Genomic DNA, 18,680 nt, shown 5'->3' with positions numbered 1-18,680 from the left:
GTATAGGAGTTCCCCCGGCGTCGTACACGCGTCTGACACCCCGTCGGAAGCCTTGAGTCGGTGGCGTCCGCAGGAAGGTGCATGACCTTCGACCGCTCGTCGGGCGTGTTCTGTCACGTCACCTCGCTGCCGTCCGCCCACGGCATCGGGGATCTCGGCGCCGGCGCCCGAACGTTCCTCGACTTTCTCGACCGCGCCGGCGTCGACCACTGGCAGACCTGTCCGCTCGGCCCGACCATCGCCGCCGCCGGCGAATCGCCGTACCAGTCGTACTCCGCGTTCGCGGGGAATCCGCTCCTGATCAGTCTCGAACAGCTGGTCGAGGAGGACGCGCTGCGCGCCGAGGAGCTGGAACCCGTGCCGGAGTTTCCGGCCGACCGGGTCGACTACGAGGCCGTCCGGGAGTACAAGCTCCCCCTGCTGGAGACCGCTTTCGAGCGGTTCGACACCCACGCGACGGGAGAGGCCCGCGAGGCGTTTGAACAGTTCCGCGAGGAGCAAGCGTGGCTGGACGACTACACGCTGTTCCGCGCGCTGTCTGCCGCCCGCCCGGAGGACACCTGGGTAGAGTGGCCCGCCCCGCTCCGGGAGCGGGAGCCCGAGGCGCTCGCCGAGGCGCGTGAGGAGCACGCCGAGCGGATCCGATACCACGCCTTCTGTCAGTGGACGTTCGACCGCCAGTGGGAGGCGCTCCGCGAGGAGGCCGCCGAGCGCGACGTGTCGCTGGTCGGCGACGTGCCCATCTACGTCTCGCTCGACTCCGCGGACGTGTGGGCGAACCCCGACGCGTTCCAACTGGGCGAGGACCACCGTCCGACCGCGGTCGCGGGCGTCCCGCCGAATCCCGGCGACGACGGACAGCGCTGGGGGAACCCGCTGTACGACTGGGACACCCTCGCCGCAAACGACTACGACTGGTGGCTCGACCGGTTCCACCGGCTGTTCGAGCAGGCGGACGCCGCCCGGCTCGACCACTTTCTGGGGTTCGTCCGGTACTGGGCGATCCCCGCGGACGCCGGCGATCCAGCCGCCGGCGAGTGGCGTGACGGGCCCGGCCGCGACCTGTTCGAGCGCGTCCGCGCCGAGTTCGGCGAGGTCCCGTTCCTCGCGGAGGATCTCGGGTTCGTCGACGACCAAATGCGCGACCTGCAGATCGAGTACGAGCTGCCCGGCATGCGCGTTCCCCACTACGCCGACTGGTGTGAGGAAGGTAACGACCACCAGCCGATGCACTACCCCGAAAACAGCGCCGGCTACACCTCGACACACGACACCGACACGTTCGTGAGCTACTACGAGGACCTCCCCGCCGAGCAGCGCGACTGTTTCCACTACAATCTCGGCATCGACGGCGAGCGCGCCATCGAGTGGGAGATCATCGACGCCGTCTGGGGATCGGAGGCGGTCGTCGCGTTCACCACCCTTCAAGACCTCCTCGGACTCGGCAGTGACGCACGATTCAACGAGCCGGGGACGGCTGAAGGGAACTGGGAGTGGCGCGTCCGGGAGGACGCACTCACCGAGGAGCTCGCCGACCGGCTGTGGGAGCTCGGCGAGTTCCACGTTCGGTAGGTGGAAGCTACCCACTCAGCGGTTCCCGCTACCGCTTCGTCCGACCGAGGATCAGGTACAGGAGGATCCCGAGAATCGGCGCGAAGAACACGACGAGCGCCCAGAGGAACGCCGGATGGTCGCTGTACCGCTTCGCGTCGGAGTACGTCCAGACGATCAGTCCGAGGTGGACGACGAAGAACAGCAGCCAGACGAGCAGGGCAACGCCGGCGCCAGCCTGCAGCGGGAGGGTGAAGAGCATCGTTGGTCGGTCCACTCAGTCGACTGAAAAGGGCTTTGTGGTCACTGTCGCCGGTGGGCGGTGGGTGACGACCGAACACCCAAACTCCTTGCCGATGCCGAGCGAACGGCGACCATGAGCCAGCCAGTACCCGTCGACGCCGACCGTCTCCGGGCGGACATTGAGGCAAACGCCGAGTTCGGCGCCGTCTCGTACGACGATCCGGAAAAGCGCGGTCGTACTGCACCGACCGGCAGTGACGCGAACCGGAAGGCCCGCGACCACCTCGTCAGCCGGATGGAGGACGCCGGCCTCGACGTGACGATCGACGGCGTGGGGAACATCGCCGGCGCGTGGGTGCCCGAGAGTGCGGACGTGTCGGCGGCGCCCGTCGCAACCGGAAGCCACCTCGACAGCGTTCCAAAGGGTGGGATCTTCGACGGTCCACTCGGCGTGTACGCCGGTCTGGAGACCGTTCGGGCGATGCAGGACGCCGGCGTCGAGCCCGCGCGGCCCGTTCTCGTCGTCTCCTTCACCGAGGAGGAGGGCGGCACGTTCGGCGACGGGCTGCTCGGCTCCACGGTGGCGACCGGCGAGATGGAGGTCGAGGAGGCGCTGATGTCCCGTGACGACGATGGCCGAACTCTTCGCGAGGGGCTGGCACAAACCGGCTACATCGGGGACGGAACGCTCGATCCCGCCGGCTGGGACGCCTTTTACGAGCTCCACATCGAACAGGACACGACGCTGGAGGAGGCGGACGACGACGTGGGCGTCGTGACGACGATCACCGGCATCACCCACTGTGAGGTCGTCATCGCCGGCGAGTCGAACCACGCCGGCGCCACCCCGATGAGCGACCGCACCGACGCGCTGGCGGCCGCCAGCGAGTTCGTCCTCGACGTGGAGCGAGCCGCCAACGCGGTCGTGGACGCCTCCAGTCCGACTGCGGTCGGAACGGTGGGCTCGCTGTCAGTCTCGCCGAACGCCACCAACGTCGTGCCCGGTCGCGTCGAGGCCGGCGTCGACATCCGCGACGTGGAGTACGAGTCGATGGAGACGATCGTCGACGCCGCGAGGGACTCGCTCGCCGAACTCGAACGCGAACGGGGCGTCCGCACCGGGCTGCGCCGCCCGTTCGACGTGCGTCCCACGCGGATGAGCGACCGGCTCCGCAGCGCGACCCACGAGGCTGCCGCCGCGGCCGAGCTCGACGCCGTCGACATGCCCTCCGGCGCGGCCCACGACGCGATGCGTGTCGCGCAGGTGACCGACGCCGCGCTCCTGTTTGCCCCCTCGCGGGACGGCATCTCGCACAACCCACTGGAGTGGACTGACTGGGAGGACTGTGCCGACGCCACGCGGGTGCTCGCCGGCGCCGTGGCGTCGACGGCGGGCGTCTCCGGGGACGGGTCCGAGTAGCACCGTTCGGGCGGGACCGCGATCCCACCCCGACGGAACGGTTTTACTGCAGGCCGCCGACCACCGCTCGTGAGACGTCTCGTCGCTATCGGCGCGCTGATCGGTGGCCTCCTGGCCGGCGTCGCCGGTGGCTACGTACTCGCCGTGGATCCCCTCTCGACCTGGCCGGAGCTGGTCGGCTATCCCGCCGATCTCGTGGTGGGGCGTGCGCTGCTCGTCGCCGCCGTCGTCGGCGTGCTCTCCGGGCTGTACCTGCTCGTGCTCCAGTTGGTGTGGCGTTCGACGAACAAGCGGCGAGCGCACAACACCCGAAACCTCCTCCGACTGGGATTCGGCTTCGTCGGCATCGTGGCGACGCTGGCCGTGTTAACCGAAAACTGGCTCGGGCTCCTCCTGTCGCTTGGCGTCGTCGGCTTTGCGATCACCTTCGCGCTCCAGCAGCCGCTGCTCTCGCTGATCGCGTGGGTGTACATCACGGTGAAACAGCCGTACGGCGTCGGCGACCGCGTGCAGATCGGCGACTCGAAGGGGGACGTGATCGAGGTGGACTTCCTCGTGACGACGCTGTGGGAGATCAACGGCGAGCTCGTCTCCTCGAATCAGCCATCCGGGCGAGTCGTGACCGTGCCGAACAGCGTGGTGCTCTCCTCGAACGTCGTCAACTTCGCCGGCGGCGGCTCCGCGGCGGTGTGGAACGAGGTCGCCGTGCAGGTGGCGTTCGAGACGGACCTCGAGTTCGCGCGCGGGGTGATGCAGGAGGAGGCCGCCGACCTGCTGGGCAAGGAGATGGCCGACAGCATTGCCGACTACCGGGAGGCGCTCGCGGAGACGCCCGTCGAACTGGAGGTCTACGACCACCCCACGGTGAATGTGAGCCAGGGAGAGTCGTGGATGGAGCTTCGGCTCCGCTACCTCACCCACCCGCGACGCGGACAGCGCGTGAAAAACCAGCTGTACGAGCGGATCCTCGACAGATTCAACGAGAACCCGGACCGTGTGGCCTTCCCAGTCAGTCGGAATCGCTGAGGCGGACGGGGCGCGGACGACGACGCAGACAGCGGCGCGGACGACGACGCGGACGGTGGCGACCGATGACACTGGCGGAGCGCTGGCGTTCGCTGGCGGAGCGCCGGCAACCGCGGTGGTCACACTGATTGTCGGAGAGCGGGTGACGACACTCGGTCGAGTTGGAAGAACGATTTATATACGTGGGCGAGGAGATTCTTGCCACACAGTTCGTGTTGTCCGTGATCCCACAGCATGCCATCACGGAGTTTTAGCCCCGTTACCGCCGGTTAGCAGCTTCTATGCTTAAAAAGTTAACGACAGACTTATATGCTTCTAGAGATTACCATTAGTTAACCAATCGGGCCAGCCGGCCGTTCATTTTCGCCGGAGTTCGAGGGGAGGACCATCATGACCGAAACACAGATCAGAAACCACGGTACGAGGACGGAGAAGGAGCGTGCGGAGTCGACGGCCGATGAAACCGTACGCGTCTGCCCCGAGTGTGACGGCCGGTTGGCGACGGACACGGAGCACGGCGAGACCGTCTGTTCCGACTGCGGGCTCGTCGTCGAGGAGAACGAGATCGACCGCGGCCCGGAGTGGCGGGCGTTCGACAGCGCCGACCGCGACAGCAAATCCCGCGTCGGTGCCCCTACGACCAAGATGATGCACGACAAGGGGCTCTCGACGAACATCGGCTGGCAGAACAAGGACGGCTACGGAAAGTCGCTGTCCAGCCGGCAGCGCCAGCAGATGCAGCGGCTCCGCACCTGGAACGAGCGGTTCCGCACCCGCAACTCCAAGGAGCGCAACCTCAAGCAGGCGCTCGGCGAGATCGACCGCATGGCGAGCGCCCTCGGGCTCCCCGAGAACGTCCGCGAGACCGCCTCCGTCATCTACCGCCGTGCGCTCGGGGAGAATCTCCTGCCCGGCCGCTCCATCGAGGGCGTCGGCACGGCGTCGCTGTACGCCGCCGCACGCCAGGCCGGTAACCCCCGAAGCCTCGACGAGTTCACCGCAGTCTCGCGCGTGGAGAAGATGGAGCTCACCCGGACGTACCGCTACATCATCCGGGAGCTCAAGCTGGAGGTCCAGCCCGCGGACCCCGAGAGCTACGTTCCCCGGTTCGTCTCGCGGCTGGAGCTGTCCGACGAGGTCGAGCGCCGGGCTCGCGATCTGCTCAAGAGCGCGAAACGGAGCGGGATCACCAGCGGAAAATCGCCCGTCGGGCTCGCCGCGTCCGCCGTCTACGCGGCCGCGCTGCTCACGAACCAGAAGGTGACCCAGAGCCAGGTGTCGGCGGTCGCCGACATCAGCGAGGTCACCATCCGCAACCGCTACAAGGAGCTGTTGGAAGCGAGCGACGAGCTGGCGGCCTGAGCCCGCCGGCGACCAGGTGGCGATCCCCGGGAGACACTCGTGGTCCGTGTCCCGTGTCCCGTCGAGGTCATGGTGGCCACGAACGCGCGGCCACATACTCTTTTAGGCTGGTGTGTCATACACCGGCACATGGTGGAAGCCTTCGTCACGTTGCTGTGTCCGGAGTGTGGAAAGGACTGGCAGGAGAGCCCCTCCGACCTCCCTGAACTTCGAACCAACTTCAGCTGTCCGAGCTGTCACGCGACCCGGCGGCTGACGCAGTTCATGCAAACCGAACGGGATCTGGAGTCCGTCAAGCAGTTCCAGTGAACGGCTTCGGGGTCAAGCCCCGAGGCACTCCGCCTTGAACTCCGTAGAACGACCGCCCGCGGCCCGTTTCTCCCGAAAGTCACCCGCAGCGAGCAACGGTGCCCTCACCGGATCGGCCGGTGGGCTCCGTCGGCGGTCGCCGGGGTTCCCCGATCGCTCTCGATCAACCCTGGGGGGAGTTCGTCAGAACCGTGTATCCGGAGGATAGCGGGGCGCTCTCAGGCGTGGTGTGTTAACGGGACTCAAGATAGTAATATATGTCTCCGGTAGCAAGGATTGGTTGCTCATGAAGAAGCAGGAGCTCATCCACCTTCACGGCCTGCTCGCAGAAGTACGAAAACAGTGCGAATACTGGGACGAGGACCTCGACCTCGATGCCTACGAGGAACTCGGCGTCAAACCCACATCGATCCACAAATCGAAGACCGACCACAAAGCGGCTGTTTTCAAACTGACTGACGGAATCACGGCGCCGATGGGAGAAGCGGAATCCGAGCCGCTGGCACCCACCGCCGACTGAACCCTTCCGACCGCGTTCCGAAGCTCGTTGCTCCCGTAGTGGAATCACACACGACGCTCGACGGCGAGCGACCGCGATCGCCCGCCCGCAAGCGGTTCGACGGCGAGCACGCCGGCGAGCTTCTGGTTCGACCCGGCTCCGCGCCACCCCCGCGTCGTCGTCCCGTGTGTTTCCGCCGGCCGTTCAGTTCTCGTCCGGCTCGACGCTGGTATCGTCTTCACCGTCGTTTTCCGCACCATCGTCGTCCGCATCAGCGGCAGACAACGTCGAGCCGTCGGTCGACTCGCCCGCCGAGTTCTCCGCGTCGATCCGGCTGATGGAGAGCACTTTCAGCGGAATGTTCCGGAGTCGCTGGCCGATCTCCTTGCGGGCGACGCGGCTGGCGTGTTCCTCGCGGTCGACGTTGAACACGTCCATCTCGAGTTCCAGCGCGACGAGCGCCTCGTCGGCCGCGATGAACGCCGGCGGGAGCTCCTCGCCGCTCGGCGACTCGCGGGTTCCCACCTCGATCTCGACGTAGTTCAGGTCGGGGTTCAACATCTCACCCGTCTTCGAGACGGCGATCCGCGCCGCCTCGTCGGCGGTCTCCACGTCGTACACGGGGACGGCAGCCTCGACGACGACTCGGCAGTCCATGGTGCCAACATGTACCGCACGCGCCGGCATGAAGGTTCGGCCGCCGTCGAATCGTCGCCGGGCGCGACCAAGCCCGAGCCGACCGCCGCTACTCCCCGCCGGAGCGGAGATAGTGGAAGACGTACGTCTGTGCGTAGCCGGCGTACTCGCCGCCGAACTGCTCGCGGATCGCCGCGGAGGTGTCGGCGTAGTTGCCGCGCTCGCAGTCGGGATAGTGGTCCTCGATGGTCGACCGGATCCAGGTGTCGAGCGGGACGGCCTCCAGGTAGCCCAGCGAGAAGAGGAGCACGCAGTCGGCCACCTTGTCGCCGACGCCGACGAACCGACGGAGTGACTCGCGTGCATCCTCGTAGTCGAGGTCGACGGCCTCGCGGGGGTCCGCCTCGCCCTCGGCGACCATCTCCGCGGTCCGCTGGACGTAGGGCGCGCGGTAGCCCAGCGAGAGGTCACGCAGTTCCTCCTCCGTACACGCCGCGAGCCGGTCGGGCGTCGGGAACGCGTGGTAGCGCTCGCCGTCGACCGTCAGCGTCTCGCCGAACTCCTCGCGGAGGCGGCGCTGCATCCCGTGGATGCGGGCGACGCGCATCTGTGCCGAGCAGATAAAGGAGACGAGACACGGGAACGCCGGATCGCGGATCAGCCGCATCCCCTCGTAGGCGTCGTAGGCCCGGTCGAGGAGCGGGAGGGCGGGAGTGGCGTCGAGGATCGCGTCGAGGTCGTCGTCCAATCGGAGGAGGTGGGTAAGGAGCGGGACAGCGTCGGTCGACGCCTCCCATTCGAGCGTGCCGTCGTGGACGCCGCCGACCTGTCTCGCCCGAAGGACGACCTGCTCGGCGGTGACGCCGGGGATCGGGGCGACCACCGTCTCGTACCAGGCGTCGCCGCCGTACGCCGCCGACTCCTCGTACATCCGCCCGTCCGCGCGGTTCCACAGGTACGACTGGCCGCTCTCGACGGTCGCCTGGAGGTCGAACGGCCCTTCGAGCTCGCCGATGTCGATCGCTCCACGTTCCATTGTCCGTTCCGAGGGGAGCGGAGCGTATGCGGGTTTCGGTGCCGCGCTCGGCGGGCGGGCTCTCGGTTGCCCGCTGACGCCACGAACCCTTTTGGGCGGGCTCCCCGTAGGTCGTGTATGCCGACGTACCGTCGCGAAACGCGCGTGCCGGCGCCCATCTCGGAGGTGTGGGCCTTCCACTCGACCGTGCAGGGACTGGAGGCGCTCACACCCGAGTGGATGCACCTCCGCATCGACGCGGTGCGCGGCCCCGACGGCGAGCGTGACCCGGACGTGCTGGAGCAGGGCGCCCAGATCCGCATGTCGGTCCAGCCGTTCGGCGTGGGGCCCCGCCAGCGTTGGATCTCCCGGATCGTCGAGCGGGAGGCCGACGACGCGCTCGAACGCGACGCAGGAAACGCCTACTTCGTCGACGACATGACCGGCGGGCCGTTCCGCACCTGGAACCACACGCACGCCTTCTACGCCGACGGCGACGAGACGATCCTCGTCGACACCGTCGACTACCGGCTCCCCTTCGGCGTCATCGGCGACGCCGTCGGCCCCGTCGCGAAGGTCGGTTTCGAGGGGATGTTCCGCGACCGCCACCGCCGGACCCGCCGGCGCTTCGCTGACTCTTAACCGTCGGGCGCTCGTTAACCCGCCCATGCGACTGGTCGCCGAGCCGATCGACATCGGGACGAAGCGTCCGGTGGTGTTGCTCAACGGGGCCGACGCCGAGACGCTCGGCGTCAACCCGCTGGACCGCGTGGAGCTTCGCTGGGACGACGCCACCGACGTGGGGATCGTGAAGGTGACCGACGAACTGGTCAAGGCCGGGCGGCTCGGCGTGAGCCACGGGCTCCGGAAGCGCCGTGGCGAAGTGACCGTGGCACCGGCACCGCAGCCGGAGTCCGTCAGCGCCATCCGCCGCAAGCTCGACGATGCCGAGCTCGACGACGCGGAGCTTCGCACCGTCGTCGACGACATCCACCACGACCGCCTCTCCGACATGGAGCTGTCCGCGTACGTCTGTGGCAGCTACGCCAACGGGCTCTCGCTGTCCGAGACCACTACCCTCACGCGGGCGATGGCCGATGTCGGCGAACGGCTCCGATGGGACGCTCCCGTCGTCGCCGACAAGCACTCCATCGGCGGCGTTGCGGGGAACCGCACCACCCCGATTCTCGTCTCCATCGCCGTCGCCGCCGGGCTCACCGTCCCGAAAACCTCCTCGCGTGCCGTCACCTCCCCAGCGGGCACCGCCGACACGATGGCGGTGTTTTGCCCCGTCGAGTTCGACCGCGACGACATCGACCGTATCGTCACGGAAGCCGGCGGCTGTCTGGTGTGGGGTGGCGCCGTCGACCTCTCGCCGGTCGACGACAAGGTGATCCGCGCACAGACGCCCCTCTCGCTCGACCCCCACGGCCAGCTGGTCGCCTCCGTGCTCTCGAAGAAAGTGTCCGCCGGCACCTCCCACCTCGTCATCGACCTCCCCTACGGCGAGGGCGCGAAAGTCACCTCCCTCGACGAGGCCCGCGAGCTCGCCGCGGACCTCACCCACGTCGCCGAGGGGCTCGACATCGACGTGGAGTGTGCGATCACCCGCGGCTCCCGTCCGGTCGGCACGGGGATCGGCCCCGTTCTGGAAGCGCGCGACGTGCTTGCTGTTCTCGAAGGCGACGGGCCAGCGGACCTCCGACGCAAGAGCGTCCGGCTCGCGGACCTCCTCCTCGAGATGGCGAGTCCCGACGCCTTCGATGGCGCCCCGCCGGATGCGGCAACCCTGCTCGACGCCGGCGACGCCGCGGACGCCTTCCGCGACATCGTCGCCGCCCAGGGCGGCGACCGCGACGTGACCGTCGACGACCTCCACCCCGGGGACCGTACCCACACAGTCACCGCCGCCGATAGCGGGGTCGTCGACACGATCGCCAACAACCGCGTGAGTGGACTCGCCCGCAGAGCCGGTGCTCCGTCAGACCCTGGAGCCGGCCTCCACATTCACCGGCGCGGCGGCGACGAGGTGGCCGCCGGCGACCACCTCTACACGATCCACGCCGAGCGCCAGTCCAAACTCGACGAGGCGCTCGAGTACGCCGACGACCACGCCGTCGTCCGCGTGAGCGATCCGAACGAGTCGCTCGTCGAGCGGGTGTAGAGCTACGTCGCCGGAACCCCAGGTTGCCGTCCGCCACAGTCACTCGACGTCGTCGGCATCGACCACGTCGCGATCCGCGTCACCGACCTCGAGGAGTCGCTTCGCTTCTACCGTGACCTGCTGGGCATGCGCGTCAGGGACCGCGACCGCTACGAGGCAGGCGCGGTCCCCTCCGTCGCCGTTGCCGCCGGCGGGCGCCACGTCCATCTCGTCCCCGTGGACGACGACACGATCGACCCCACCGCGGAGAGGGACGGTGCCGATCGCGACGACACCGACCACGCCGACGCGCCGCTGGGCGGCGAACACGTCCGTTTCCTGCTCCGCTCGAACGAGGTGGACACTCGCGAGGCGCTCGCGGAAATCCTGGAGCCGGTCTCCGATGCCGGGTACGAGGTCGAACCCGACGAGCCGCGCAAGCGCTACGGCGCGTACGGCCGAGACTGGGCTGCGTACGTGAGAGACCCCGACGGACGACGCGTCGAGCTGAAACTCCACTGAGGAGATCACGGACCAAGGAGCCGGAGGACGGAGCAACTACGTGGCCGCCGAGTCCGACGCGGTGAGGTAGATCCCCGCGAGCACGACGACGCCACCGACCACCGTGTATGCCGTCGGCACCTCCGCAAGCAGCACGAGCGCTAACAGCGTCGCCCCCACCGGCTCGCCGAGCAGCGACACCGATACGACGCTGGATTCCAAGTGCCCCAGCGCCCAGTTGAGGACGGTGTGGCCGAACAGTCCCGGGCCGAGTGCGAGCCCCGCGAATATGAGCCACTCCCTGCCCGCGTATCCCGTCAGCGGATGCCCCTGTGCCACCACCAGTCCCAGCAGCGTCACCGTACACACCCCGTACACGACCACCACGTACGGCACCAGCGCCACCCGCTGGCGGAGCGAGCGCCCGGCGAGCACGTATCCTGCCGCCATCACTGCACCAATGAGCGCCAGCGTGTTCCCGTATAGCGGATTCGGGCCGACGAGCACGCCGCCAAGCAGGTCGCCGAACGACATCGCCGCCATCCCCACGACGGCGACGAGGATTCCGCCAACCATCCGGCGAGAGACTCGCTCGCTCAACAGCAGCCAGGCCCCAAGGGCGACGAAGACGGGCTGTGCCTGCACGAGCGTCACGCTCGCGGCAACGCTCGTCCACGCCAAACTCTCGAACCACGCCGCGAAATGAAGCGCCAACGCCACCCCGGAGAGCGACGCGAACACCAGATCCCGACGCGTGATCCGTGCGAAGTGGCTGCGATAGCGAACGACGGCGATCGGAAGCAGCGGAAGCGTCGTAAACAACACCCGATAAAACGCCGCGACCGAGCTCGGCGCCGTGCTCCACCGAACCAGTATCGCCCCCGCGCTCACCGCCACCACCGCGACGACCAGCCCCCACATCGGCGGCACGCGCGGCGACTCGCGTCCAGTCACGCCCGTGCTTCCGGCGGCCCGTGCTTACCGTTACCGCTTTTGGGACGCCCACCCACGACGACGGGACTTTGAGGGACCACCGCGAACCCGCGCGTATGTGTGCGGACACCTTCGGCGTCGCCATCCACGTCACCGCTGACGAGCTCCGGTTCGTCGTCCACGTTCCCTCGGAGATCGACTCCGGATGGACCGACCCCGAGACGTTCCAGTCGCTGGTTGCCGATGTCGTGTGGGACCACCTCGAACGAGACCCCGTCCTCACGGCGATCGCCAATCACGCCGACACCGGCGACAGCGTCACCCTCGGCACCGTCACGCTCGACCCCGACGGCACCGTCGTCGACCACTCCCTCCGAGAACCCGTCTTCGACGGGTAGCCTACTCCAGCCCGTCCAATGCCTGCCCGACGAGCTCCAGCCGCACCGAATCGTACCCCGTCAGGTCGTACCGAGTTGACCCGACGGTGTCACCCCAGGTGTCGATGACACCCACTTCCGCGAGTCCGGATAGCGCCATGCCCAGCGACCGCGTCGACATCTCCGTCTCGCCGAGCGCCGCATGGAGCTGTTTCGCCTGCGCGTAGTTTCGATTCTCGACGGCGAGCGCCCGACCCACCTCCCGCCAGTGCCGGCGAAGATGCCCGAACGTCGTCGGATCGTCCTCCCGGAGGCGAACGACCGCCTCGTCAACTGACTCGGGAACCGCCACCGATCCGACGCGACCCGTGACGGCGCTGACCGATGAGACCGTCGCCGGAGTGACGGAGAACCCCACCGACACCGATGCACCGCTCGTCTCCGCGGCGACCAGCAGCTCGTCGAGCACCGTGATGGCCGCATCATCGCCCGCGTCCGCCGCGTACGAGGCCAGATCGTCGACCAACACCGTCACCTCGCCCGTGCTCCCCGACAGATACTCCTCGACGACCTCACCAACGACGTTCGGGTCCACCGGCCGGTCGAGCTGCGTGTACGCCAGTTCCCGGTCCGGAAACACCTGCGTCGATGACGCTGCGGCCCCGCGTGTCAGGTCCGCAACCGAAACGACCGCCTCCCGCCGAGGCTCACCGCTGACCGTCGCGCGCCACCCCCTGCGCCACTCATCGACGTCCGTTCCAAACAGTACCGACACTACCTGTGGTGAAACACACCCCGACCGAACGTCTCCCGTTGGTCCTCGTGTGAGGCGTACGGTGGACCGCTTCCACGCGACGCTCGAACGAGCCATTACTTACAGAAACGACGGATAGACCAGCAATAAGCGTATCGATGGCAAAATCAAGCGTGAAAGCTGCGAAACATTTCCCGAGTGACGGGTCCACGGGTGGGCGCCGTGCGCGCTCGCCGGCGAGCTCCCCCTTTCGAAATACAAAAACCCGCCTTCGAGCGCTATCGCTCGAAGACGGGTGATGACTGCAAATGAATGGGAGGCGGCGAACCCAGGCTCCCAGAGGCTCGCGCACTCCAGTACTGCTCGGAACGCAGGTGGGCTTAACTTCCGTGTTCGGAATGGGTACGGGTGTTGACCCCACCGCTATGGCCGCCTTAACGTCGACTCCCGGAATCGAACCGGGATTCGAAGACCACTGTCGATGGTTCGTACTGACCGTGTATATGTGCGATCCAGTTACCGCCTGAACTCATACGGGTGTGGAACTCCAGTGACCGTATGACTGTGGCTCGGTCTGTTAGTGCTCGTGGACTCAACACCTCGTTGCCTTGGTGCGTACATCCCGAGTCTATCGAACTCGTCTTCTACGAGTGACCTCCAGGGTACCTCTTTTCCATGTGGGTTTCGAGCTTAGATGCGTTCAGCTCTTACCCCGTGTCGCGTGGCTACCCGGCATCTGCTCTCTCGAACAACCGGTACACCAGTGGCGACCAAACGTAGTTCCTCTCGTACTATACGTTCGTTCACGTCAGGTACCTCAAACACCCCCAATAGATAGCAGCCGACCTGTCTCACGACGGTCTAAACCCAGCTCACGACCTCCTTTAATAGGCGAACAACCTCACCCTTGCCCGCTTCTGCACGGGCAGGATGGAGGGAACCGACATCGAGGTAGCAAGCCACCCGGTCGATATGTGCTCTTGCGGGTGACGACTCTGTTATCCCTAAGGTAGCTTTTCTGTCATCTACGGGCCCCATCACGGAGCCTCGTAGGTTCGCTAGACCACGCTTTCGCGTCAGCGTCACTCGTTGGGAATGACACTGTCAGACCATCTTGTGCTCTTGCGCTCTTCTCCGAGTTCCCGACTCGGATGAGATGATCTTTGGGCGCGCTCGATATCTTTTCGAGCACGTACCGCCCCAGTCAAACTGCCTGGCTACCGGTGTACTCCTCCCGGAGTGAGAGTCGCAGTCACCGACGGGTAGTATTTCAATGATGGCTCGGCGACGCGCTGGCGCGCGCACCTGTGTAATGCCTCCTACCTATGCTGCACATCGGCGACCACGTCTCAGCGACAGCCTGCAGTAAAGCTCTATAGGGTCTTCGCTTCCCCTTGGGGGTCTCCAGACTCCGCACTGGAACGTACAGTTCACCGGGTCCAACGTTGGGACAGTGGCGCTCTCGTTTATCCATTCATGCAAGCCGCTACTGAAGCGGCAAGGTACTACGCTACCTTAAGAGGGTCATAGTTACCCCCGCCGTTGACGGGTCCTTCGTCCTCTTGTACGAGGTGTTCAGATACCCGCACTGGGCAGGATTCAGTGACCGTACGAGTCCTTGCGGATTTGCGGTCACCTGTGTTGTTATTAGACAGTCGGAGCGCCCGAGTCACTGCGACCTGCTTCGTCGAAAGCAGGCATCCCTTCTTCCGAAGGTACGGGACTAACTTGCCGAATTCCCTAACGTCGGTTCTCCCGACAGGCCTTGGCTTGCGCTGCCAGAGCACCTGTGTCGGATCTCGGTACGGATACTATGCTCGTCTTTTCACGGGCCCTATGTACGGCTGACTTGCGCTATCTTGAGCTTCGGTCGCTTCCTGCCATGACGGCTTCCACGACGTTCCTCAATTCGACTGGGCGAAAACCCAGCTCAACGTTCCACACGGCGTCGACTTTCAATGCATAGCAGCACTGGAATATTAACCAGTTTCCCGTTGTCTGCGTCGAATTGCGGGCAGACTTAGGACCGGCTGACCCTCGGCTGATTGGCAGTGCCGAGGAACCCTTGCTCTTCAGGCCGTCGAGGTTCTCACCCGACTATCGCTGCTACTGTGACCAGGATTTTCGTTACCGAACGGTCCACACGAGATCTCTCCCGGGCTTCCATCCGAACGGTACGCCGACCTACACGGTTGCCCTTTCACGGGCACGGCTGGGTCTCGGTGGTAGATTTGAGCCCCGATCATTTTGGGCGCCTCAAACCTCGGCCGGTAAGCTGTTACGCTTTTCTTAGAGGGTAGCTGCTTCTAAGCTCACCTCCCGGCTGTTTAGGGCTTGAGACCACCTTCGAATCGCACTTAATCTACACTTTGGGACCTTAACCCAGCTCTGGGTTGTTCCCCTCATGGTACACAGGCTTACCCCGCGCACCGGACTCCCATCGTCTACGACGCCTGCAGGTTTGGAGTTCGACAGGATGGCCGACTCCTCTCGGAGGCGGGTCATCCAATCGGTAGCTCTACCCTGCGGGCTATCTCGGATGAGGTCATGCTTCGACATGTTTCGGTCGGAACCAGCTGTTGCCGAGCTCGATGGGCCTTTCACCCCTATACACAGATCACGGGAGGATATTGTAGAATACCAACCCTAACGGGCCTCCACGTGGCTTTCGCCACGCTTCACCCTGCCTGTGCATAGATCGCTCGGTTTCGGGTCGCACCCAGATGACTCCCCGCGCTTGAACACGGTGGCCCTCGCAATGCTGCGGCCATATCGGTTTCCCTGCGCCTTCCCGGATACTCCGGTTAGACTCGCCATCTAAGTGCACTCCCTGGTTCGTTTTTCAAAACGCACGACACGACGCCGGCTCGATTCTCTTCCTACTGGAGGATCGCTCCTCGGTCGTTTTGAGAATCGCCTTTTACGCCCTGTCGCTCGATCGCCAACTGATTTCAGGCCCTATTGCACCGCCCTTCTCGGGGTGCTTTTCAGCGTTCGCTCACGCTACTTGTTCGCTATCGGTCTCAAGGAGTGTTTAGCCTTCTCAGGCGATGCCTGAGTTGTTCACAGAGGATATCCGACCCCTGCTACTCTGGTATTGACGCCGACGGTACTCGCACATCTTACGGGGTTATCACCCTGTCTCACGCTCCATTCCAGGAGACTTCAGATGCGATTTCTCGTCTTGATTGTCAACCCGAACACCACATCGGTCCGAAGACCTTCAGTTTGGGCTGTGTCGATTTTACTCGCGGTTACTGACGACATCGCTATTGCGTTCTCTTCCTCCCCCTACTGAGATGTTTCAATTCGGGGGGTTCCCTATTGCGCGTGGCAATTGTAAACGGATTCCGATTCGGAAATCCCATGTTCTTTCCCTCCATGCGGGTCCCATGGGCTTATCGCAGCTTGGCACGTCCTTCATCGGCTCTTGAGCCGAGCCATTCACCAGCTGGCACAGTAGCCAGTTCAGTGATCATTGGTCTTTCAAAGAAAGACCGCTGATCGTAATCGTTGGTCTTCCAGAAGAAGACCGCCGACTGTAATGGTTCACTGACGTTCCACCGAAAACTCGTATGAGTTCAGTGGACGTCTGGATCGCACGTATACACGGTCGTCATCGAATCACCCTGAGGCTTTCAGGCGTGTTCGTCGAACCCTTCCCACCCGCGGTTTCCCGGAGTGGTGCATCGGTCGTCGTCTATCCAATCCGAATCCCGCCTCCCACTTAAGGGGACGGTTTCGGACCGGGTCTGACATGGACTCACTGGGATTCGAACCCAGGGCATCCTCCTTGCAAGGGAGGCACTCTACCGCTGAGCTATGAGCCCACCTTCCCGTGGGGGAAGGGTGGTGGTCAGCGTCGGTTTCGCGAGCCTCGGTAGTTCGTCGGTGCCCGGAACGGCCGGTGGGCGGACGCCAATGGACGCATGCGAATGAGTAGTGACCGTTCGAATAGAACGGTCGAAAGGTGGGCTCCCTACTGAAAGGGAGTCCCGGGTCAATAGGAGGTGATCCAGCCGCAGATTCCCCTACGGCTACCTTGTTACGACTTAAGCCCCCTTGCGAAGCCCAGATTCGACCGCGGTGACGCGGCCTCATCCGGACCTCACTCGGGTGCTTTGACGGGCGGTGTGTGCAAGGAGCAGGGACGTATTCACCGCGCGCTTCTGACACGCGATTACTACCGAATCCAGCTTCATGTGGGCGAGTTTCAGCCCACAATCCGAACTACGATCGAGTTTCTGAGATTACCGTCTCCTCTCGGAGTAGGAACCCTTTGTCTCGACCATTGTAGCCCGCGTGTTGCCCAGCACATTCGGGGCATACTGACCTACCGTTGCCCGTTCCTTCCTCCGCTTTAGCAGCGGCGGTCTCCCTACTGTCCCCAGCCACCTCTCGGTGCTGCTGGCAAGTAAGGATGCGGGTCTCGCTCGTTGCCTGACTTAACAGGACGCCTCACGGTACGAGCTGACGGCGGCCATGCACCTCCTCTCTGTGGCTCGTGGCTAGGTCATCAACCTGACCGTCATTACCACAGTCGATGCTGGTGAGATGTCCGGCGTTGAGTCCAATTAAACCGCAGGCTCCTCCGGTTGTAGTGCTCCCCCGCCAATTCCTTTAAGTTTCATCCTTGCGGACGTACTTCCCAGGCGGCCTGTTTAGCGGCTTCCCTACGGCACAGCACCCACTCGTAGTGGGAGCCACACCTAACAGGCATCGTTTACGGCTAGGACTACCCGGGTATCTAATCCGGTTCGAGACCCTAGCTTTCGTCCCTCACTGTCGGATCCGTCCTCGCGAAGTGCTTTCGCCATCGGCGGTCCGTCCAGGATTACAGGATTTCACTCCTACCCCGGACGTACCCTTCGCGCCTTCCGGTCCCAAGCCACGCAGTTTCCACCGGGCGTCTATCCGTTGAGCGGATAGATTTCCCGATAGACTTGCGCGGCCAGCTACGGACGCTTTAGGCCCAATAAAATCGGCCATCACTTGGGCTGCCGGTATTACCGCGGCGGCTGGCACCGGTCTTGCCCAGCCCTTGTTCCTGAACCTCCCTACGGTTCAGAAAAGCACAGGCTCTATGCCTGTGCACTTGGGATTCCCTTATCGCACTGGCGTGCAGTGTAAAGGTTTCGCGCCTGCTGCGCCCCGTAGGGCCCGGAATCTTGTCTCAGATTCCGTCTCCGGGTTCTCACTCTCATGACCCGTACCGATTATCGGCACGGTGGGCCGTTACCCCACCGTCTACCTAATCGGCCGCAGCCACATCCTTCGGCGCCGGAGCGTTTGACACACTCCTCACTCCAGAGTGAGTGTGATATGCACTATTAGCCTCAGTTTCCCGAGGTTATCGTGCTCCGAAGGGTAGTTTGGCCACGTGTTACTGAGCTATTCGCCACGAGTCTGAACTCGTGCGACTAGCATGGCTAAATCGAATCCCAATAGCAATGGCCTCCGGCAGGATCAACCGGAATGACGTCCTCGAGCTTGATTCCCAGCTCGAGGGGGTTGGCGGGTTTTGACGTAATGTCAAAACACCATTGCATGGTCCAATATTGGTGTCCGGTCCCACCGGGCGTTCCGGGTGACACCGAACTACCAAGGCTCACATCAGATCTCCTCTTACGCCGGAGCGCAGGGGGCGAAATCCTCATGTCTTTGAGTCGGCCGAAACCGACTCGGCGAAACCGGGCCGAGTTGAACGGCCCGAGTTCGCGAGTGCGTTCTTCGCATTACATTCCGAATGCCCTTATACACTTAAGGGCTCCGGAACGCGTTTCGAGACGGCCGCGGTCGGCGGCCGACTCTGTCACCCCAGGCGACCCGGGGCGACCTTCGCATTAATCCGAATGCCCGGGTTATACTTAACCCCGTCGAAGCAACCGCCCTACGTCATGCGGTTTCATGG

Annotated in this window: 15 protein-coding genes, 1 tRNA gene and 3 rRNA genes; 10 read left to right on the top strand and 9 right to left on the bottom strand. The window is 64.7% G+C overall.

Annotation, left to right across the window (positions count from 1 at the left end; all coding sequences use genetic code 11):
* Positions 1-81: 81 nt before the first annotated feature.
* On the top strand, positions 82-1,572 hold the full coding sequence (gene malQ, locus ACYQ07_RS00095) for a 4-alpha-glucanotransferase (protein WP_459875663.1): 1,491 nt from the start codon (positions 82-84) through the stop codon (positions 1,570-1,572).
* Between the two features lie 28 nt (positions 1,573-1,600).
* On the opposite strand, the gene ACYQ07_RS00090 is transcribed toward malQ, so the two are convergent.
* Positions 1,601-1,813 (bottom strand): PLDc N-terminal domain-containing protein, encoded by a 213-nt coding sequence (locus ACYQ07_RS00090; protein WP_459875660.1) that lies wholly within the window; start codon positions 1,811-1,813, stop codon positions 1,601-1,603.
* Between the two features lie 114 nt (positions 1,814-1,927).
* On the opposite strand from ACYQ07_RS00090, the gene ACYQ07_RS00085 reads away from it, so the two are divergent.
* From ACYQ07_RS00085 to ACYQ07_RS00065, 5 genes are all read left to right on the top strand, one after another.
* Complete coding sequence (locus ACYQ07_RS00085) at positions 1,928-3,214, top strand: Zn-dependent hydrolase (protein ID WP_459875658.1); 1,287 nt, start codon at positions 1,928-1,930, stop codon at positions 3,212-3,214.
* Positions 3,215-3,283: 69 nt separating this feature from the next.
* On the top strand, positions 3,284-4,240 hold the full coding sequence (locus tag ACYQ07_RS00080; protein ID WP_459875655.1) for a mechanosensitive ion channel family protein: 957 nt from the start codon (positions 3,284-3,286) through the stop codon (positions 4,238-4,240).
* 390 nt (positions 4,241-4,630) lie between these two features.
* Entirely contained in the window at positions 4,631-5,602 is a 972-nt protein-coding gene (locus ACYQ07_RS00075; RefSeq protein WP_459875652.1) for a transcription initiation factor IIB, read from the top strand.
* A 129-nt stretch (positions 5,603-5,731) separates the two neighbouring features.
* The gene (locus tag ACYQ07_RS00070; protein WP_459875649.1) at positions 5,732-5,911 is read left to right on the top strand and encodes a DUF7836 family putative zinc-binding protein; all 180 of its coding nucleotides are present in this window, start codon (positions 5,732-5,734) and stop codon (positions 5,909-5,911) included.
* Positions 5,912-6,197: 286 nt separating this feature from the next.
* Complete coding sequence (locus tag ACYQ07_RS00065; protein WP_459875646.1) at positions 6,198-6,431, top strand: UPF0058 family protein; 234 nt, start codon at positions 6,198-6,200, stop codon at positions 6,429-6,431.
* Positions 6,432-6,614: 183 nt separating this feature from the next.
* Here ACYQ07_RS00065 and ACYQ07_RS00060 read toward each other — a convergent pair whose 3' ends face one another.
* Together ACYQ07_RS00060 and ACYQ07_RS00055 are read right to left on the bottom strand one after the other, a co-directional pair.
* Positions 6,615-7,067 (bottom strand): DUF555 domain-containing protein, encoded by a 453-nt coding sequence (locus ACYQ07_RS00060; RefSeq protein ID WP_459875644.1) that lies wholly within the window; start codon positions 7,065-7,067, stop codon positions 6,615-6,617.
* Between the two features lie 88 nt (positions 7,068-7,155).
* Positions 7,156-8,082: a DNA-3-methyladenine glycosylase family protein gene (locus ACYQ07_RS00055; RefSeq protein WP_459875643.1), complete on the bottom strand. Its 927-nt coding sequence runs from the start codon at positions 8,080-8,082 to the stop codon at positions 7,156-7,158.
* Positions 8,083-8,199: 117 nt separating this feature from the next.
* On the opposite strand from ACYQ07_RS00055, the gene ACYQ07_RS00050 reads away from it, so the two are divergent.
* Genes ACYQ07_RS00050 through ACYQ07_RS00040 form a run of 3 tightly spaced genes read left to right on the top strand, consistent with a single transcriptional unit; the run spans position 8,200 to position 10,726 of the window.
* Positions 8,200-8,703 carry an SRPBCC family protein gene (locus ACYQ07_RS00050; RefSeq protein ID WP_459875640.1) on the top strand — a complete coding sequence of 168 codons (504 nt, stop codon included), beginning with the start codon at positions 8,200-8,202 and terminating at the stop codon, positions 8,701-8,703.
* A gap of 25 nt (positions 8,704-8,728) precedes the next feature.
* On the top strand, positions 8,729-10,225 hold the full coding sequence (locus ACYQ07_RS00045) for an AMP phosphorylase (RefSeq protein ID WP_459875637.1): 1,497 nt from the start codon (positions 8,729-8,731) through the stop codon (positions 10,223-10,225).
* A gap of 57 nt (positions 10,226-10,282) precedes the next feature.
* Complete coding sequence (locus ACYQ07_RS00040; protein ID WP_459880163.1) at positions 10,283-10,726, top strand: VOC family protein; 444 nt, start codon at positions 10,283-10,285, stop codon at positions 10,724-10,726.
* 36 nt (positions 10,727-10,762) lie between these two features.
* On the opposite strand, the gene ACYQ07_RS00035 is transcribed toward ACYQ07_RS00040, so the two are convergent.
* The gene (locus ACYQ07_RS00035) at positions 10,763-11,626 is read right to left on the bottom strand and encodes a DMT family transporter (RefSeq protein ID WP_459880160.1); all 864 of its coding nucleotides are present in this window, start codon (positions 11,624-11,626) and stop codon (positions 10,763-10,765) included.
* 128 nt (positions 11,627-11,754) lie between these two features.
* On the opposite strand from ACYQ07_RS00035, the gene ACYQ07_RS00030 reads away from it, so the two are divergent.
* Positions 11,755-12,036: a DUF8124 family protein gene (locus ACYQ07_RS00030; protein ID WP_459875634.1), complete on the top strand. Its 282-nt coding sequence runs from the start codon at positions 11,755-11,757 to the stop codon at positions 12,034-12,036.
* Between the two features lies 1 nt (position 12,037).
* Here the strand turns inward: ACYQ07_RS00030 and ACYQ07_RS00025 are convergent, their stop codons facing one another.
* The 5 genes from ACYQ07_RS00025 to ACYQ07_RS00005 all read right to left on the bottom strand — a co-directional run bounded on the left by ACYQ07_RS00025 (position 12,038) and on the right by ACYQ07_RS00005 (position 18,246).
* The gene (locus ACYQ07_RS00025) at positions 12,038-12,790 is read right to left on the bottom strand and encodes a hypothetical protein (RefSeq protein ID WP_459875631.1); all 753 of its coding nucleotides are present in this window, start codon (positions 12,788-12,790) and stop codon (positions 12,038-12,040) included.
* A gap of 293 nt (positions 12,791-13,083) precedes the next feature.
* Positions 13,084-13,206, bottom strand: a 5S ribosomal RNA gene (rrf, locus tag ACYQ07_RS00020).
* Between the two features lie 120 nt (positions 13,207-13,326).
* Positions 13,327-16,241, bottom strand: a 23S ribosomal RNA gene (locus tag ACYQ07_RS00015).
* A gap of 286 nt (positions 16,242-16,527) precedes the next feature.
* Positions 16,528-16,599, bottom strand: a tRNA-Ala gene (locus ACYQ07_RS00010).
* Between the two features lie 175 nt (positions 16,600-16,774).
* A 16S ribosomal RNA gene (locus ACYQ07_RS00005) occupies positions 16,775-18,246 on the bottom strand.
* Together the 16S, 23S and 5S rRNA genes with 1 tRNA gene alongside form the textbook arrangement of a ribosomal RNA operon.
* Positions 18,247-18,680 lie beyond the last annotated feature (434 nt).

The sequence above is a fragment of the Halorubrum gandharaense genome, assembly GCF_054654575.1.
Note: the sequence above shows the minus strand (reverse complement) of the source record. Positions and strands in the feature narration are given on the sequence as shown.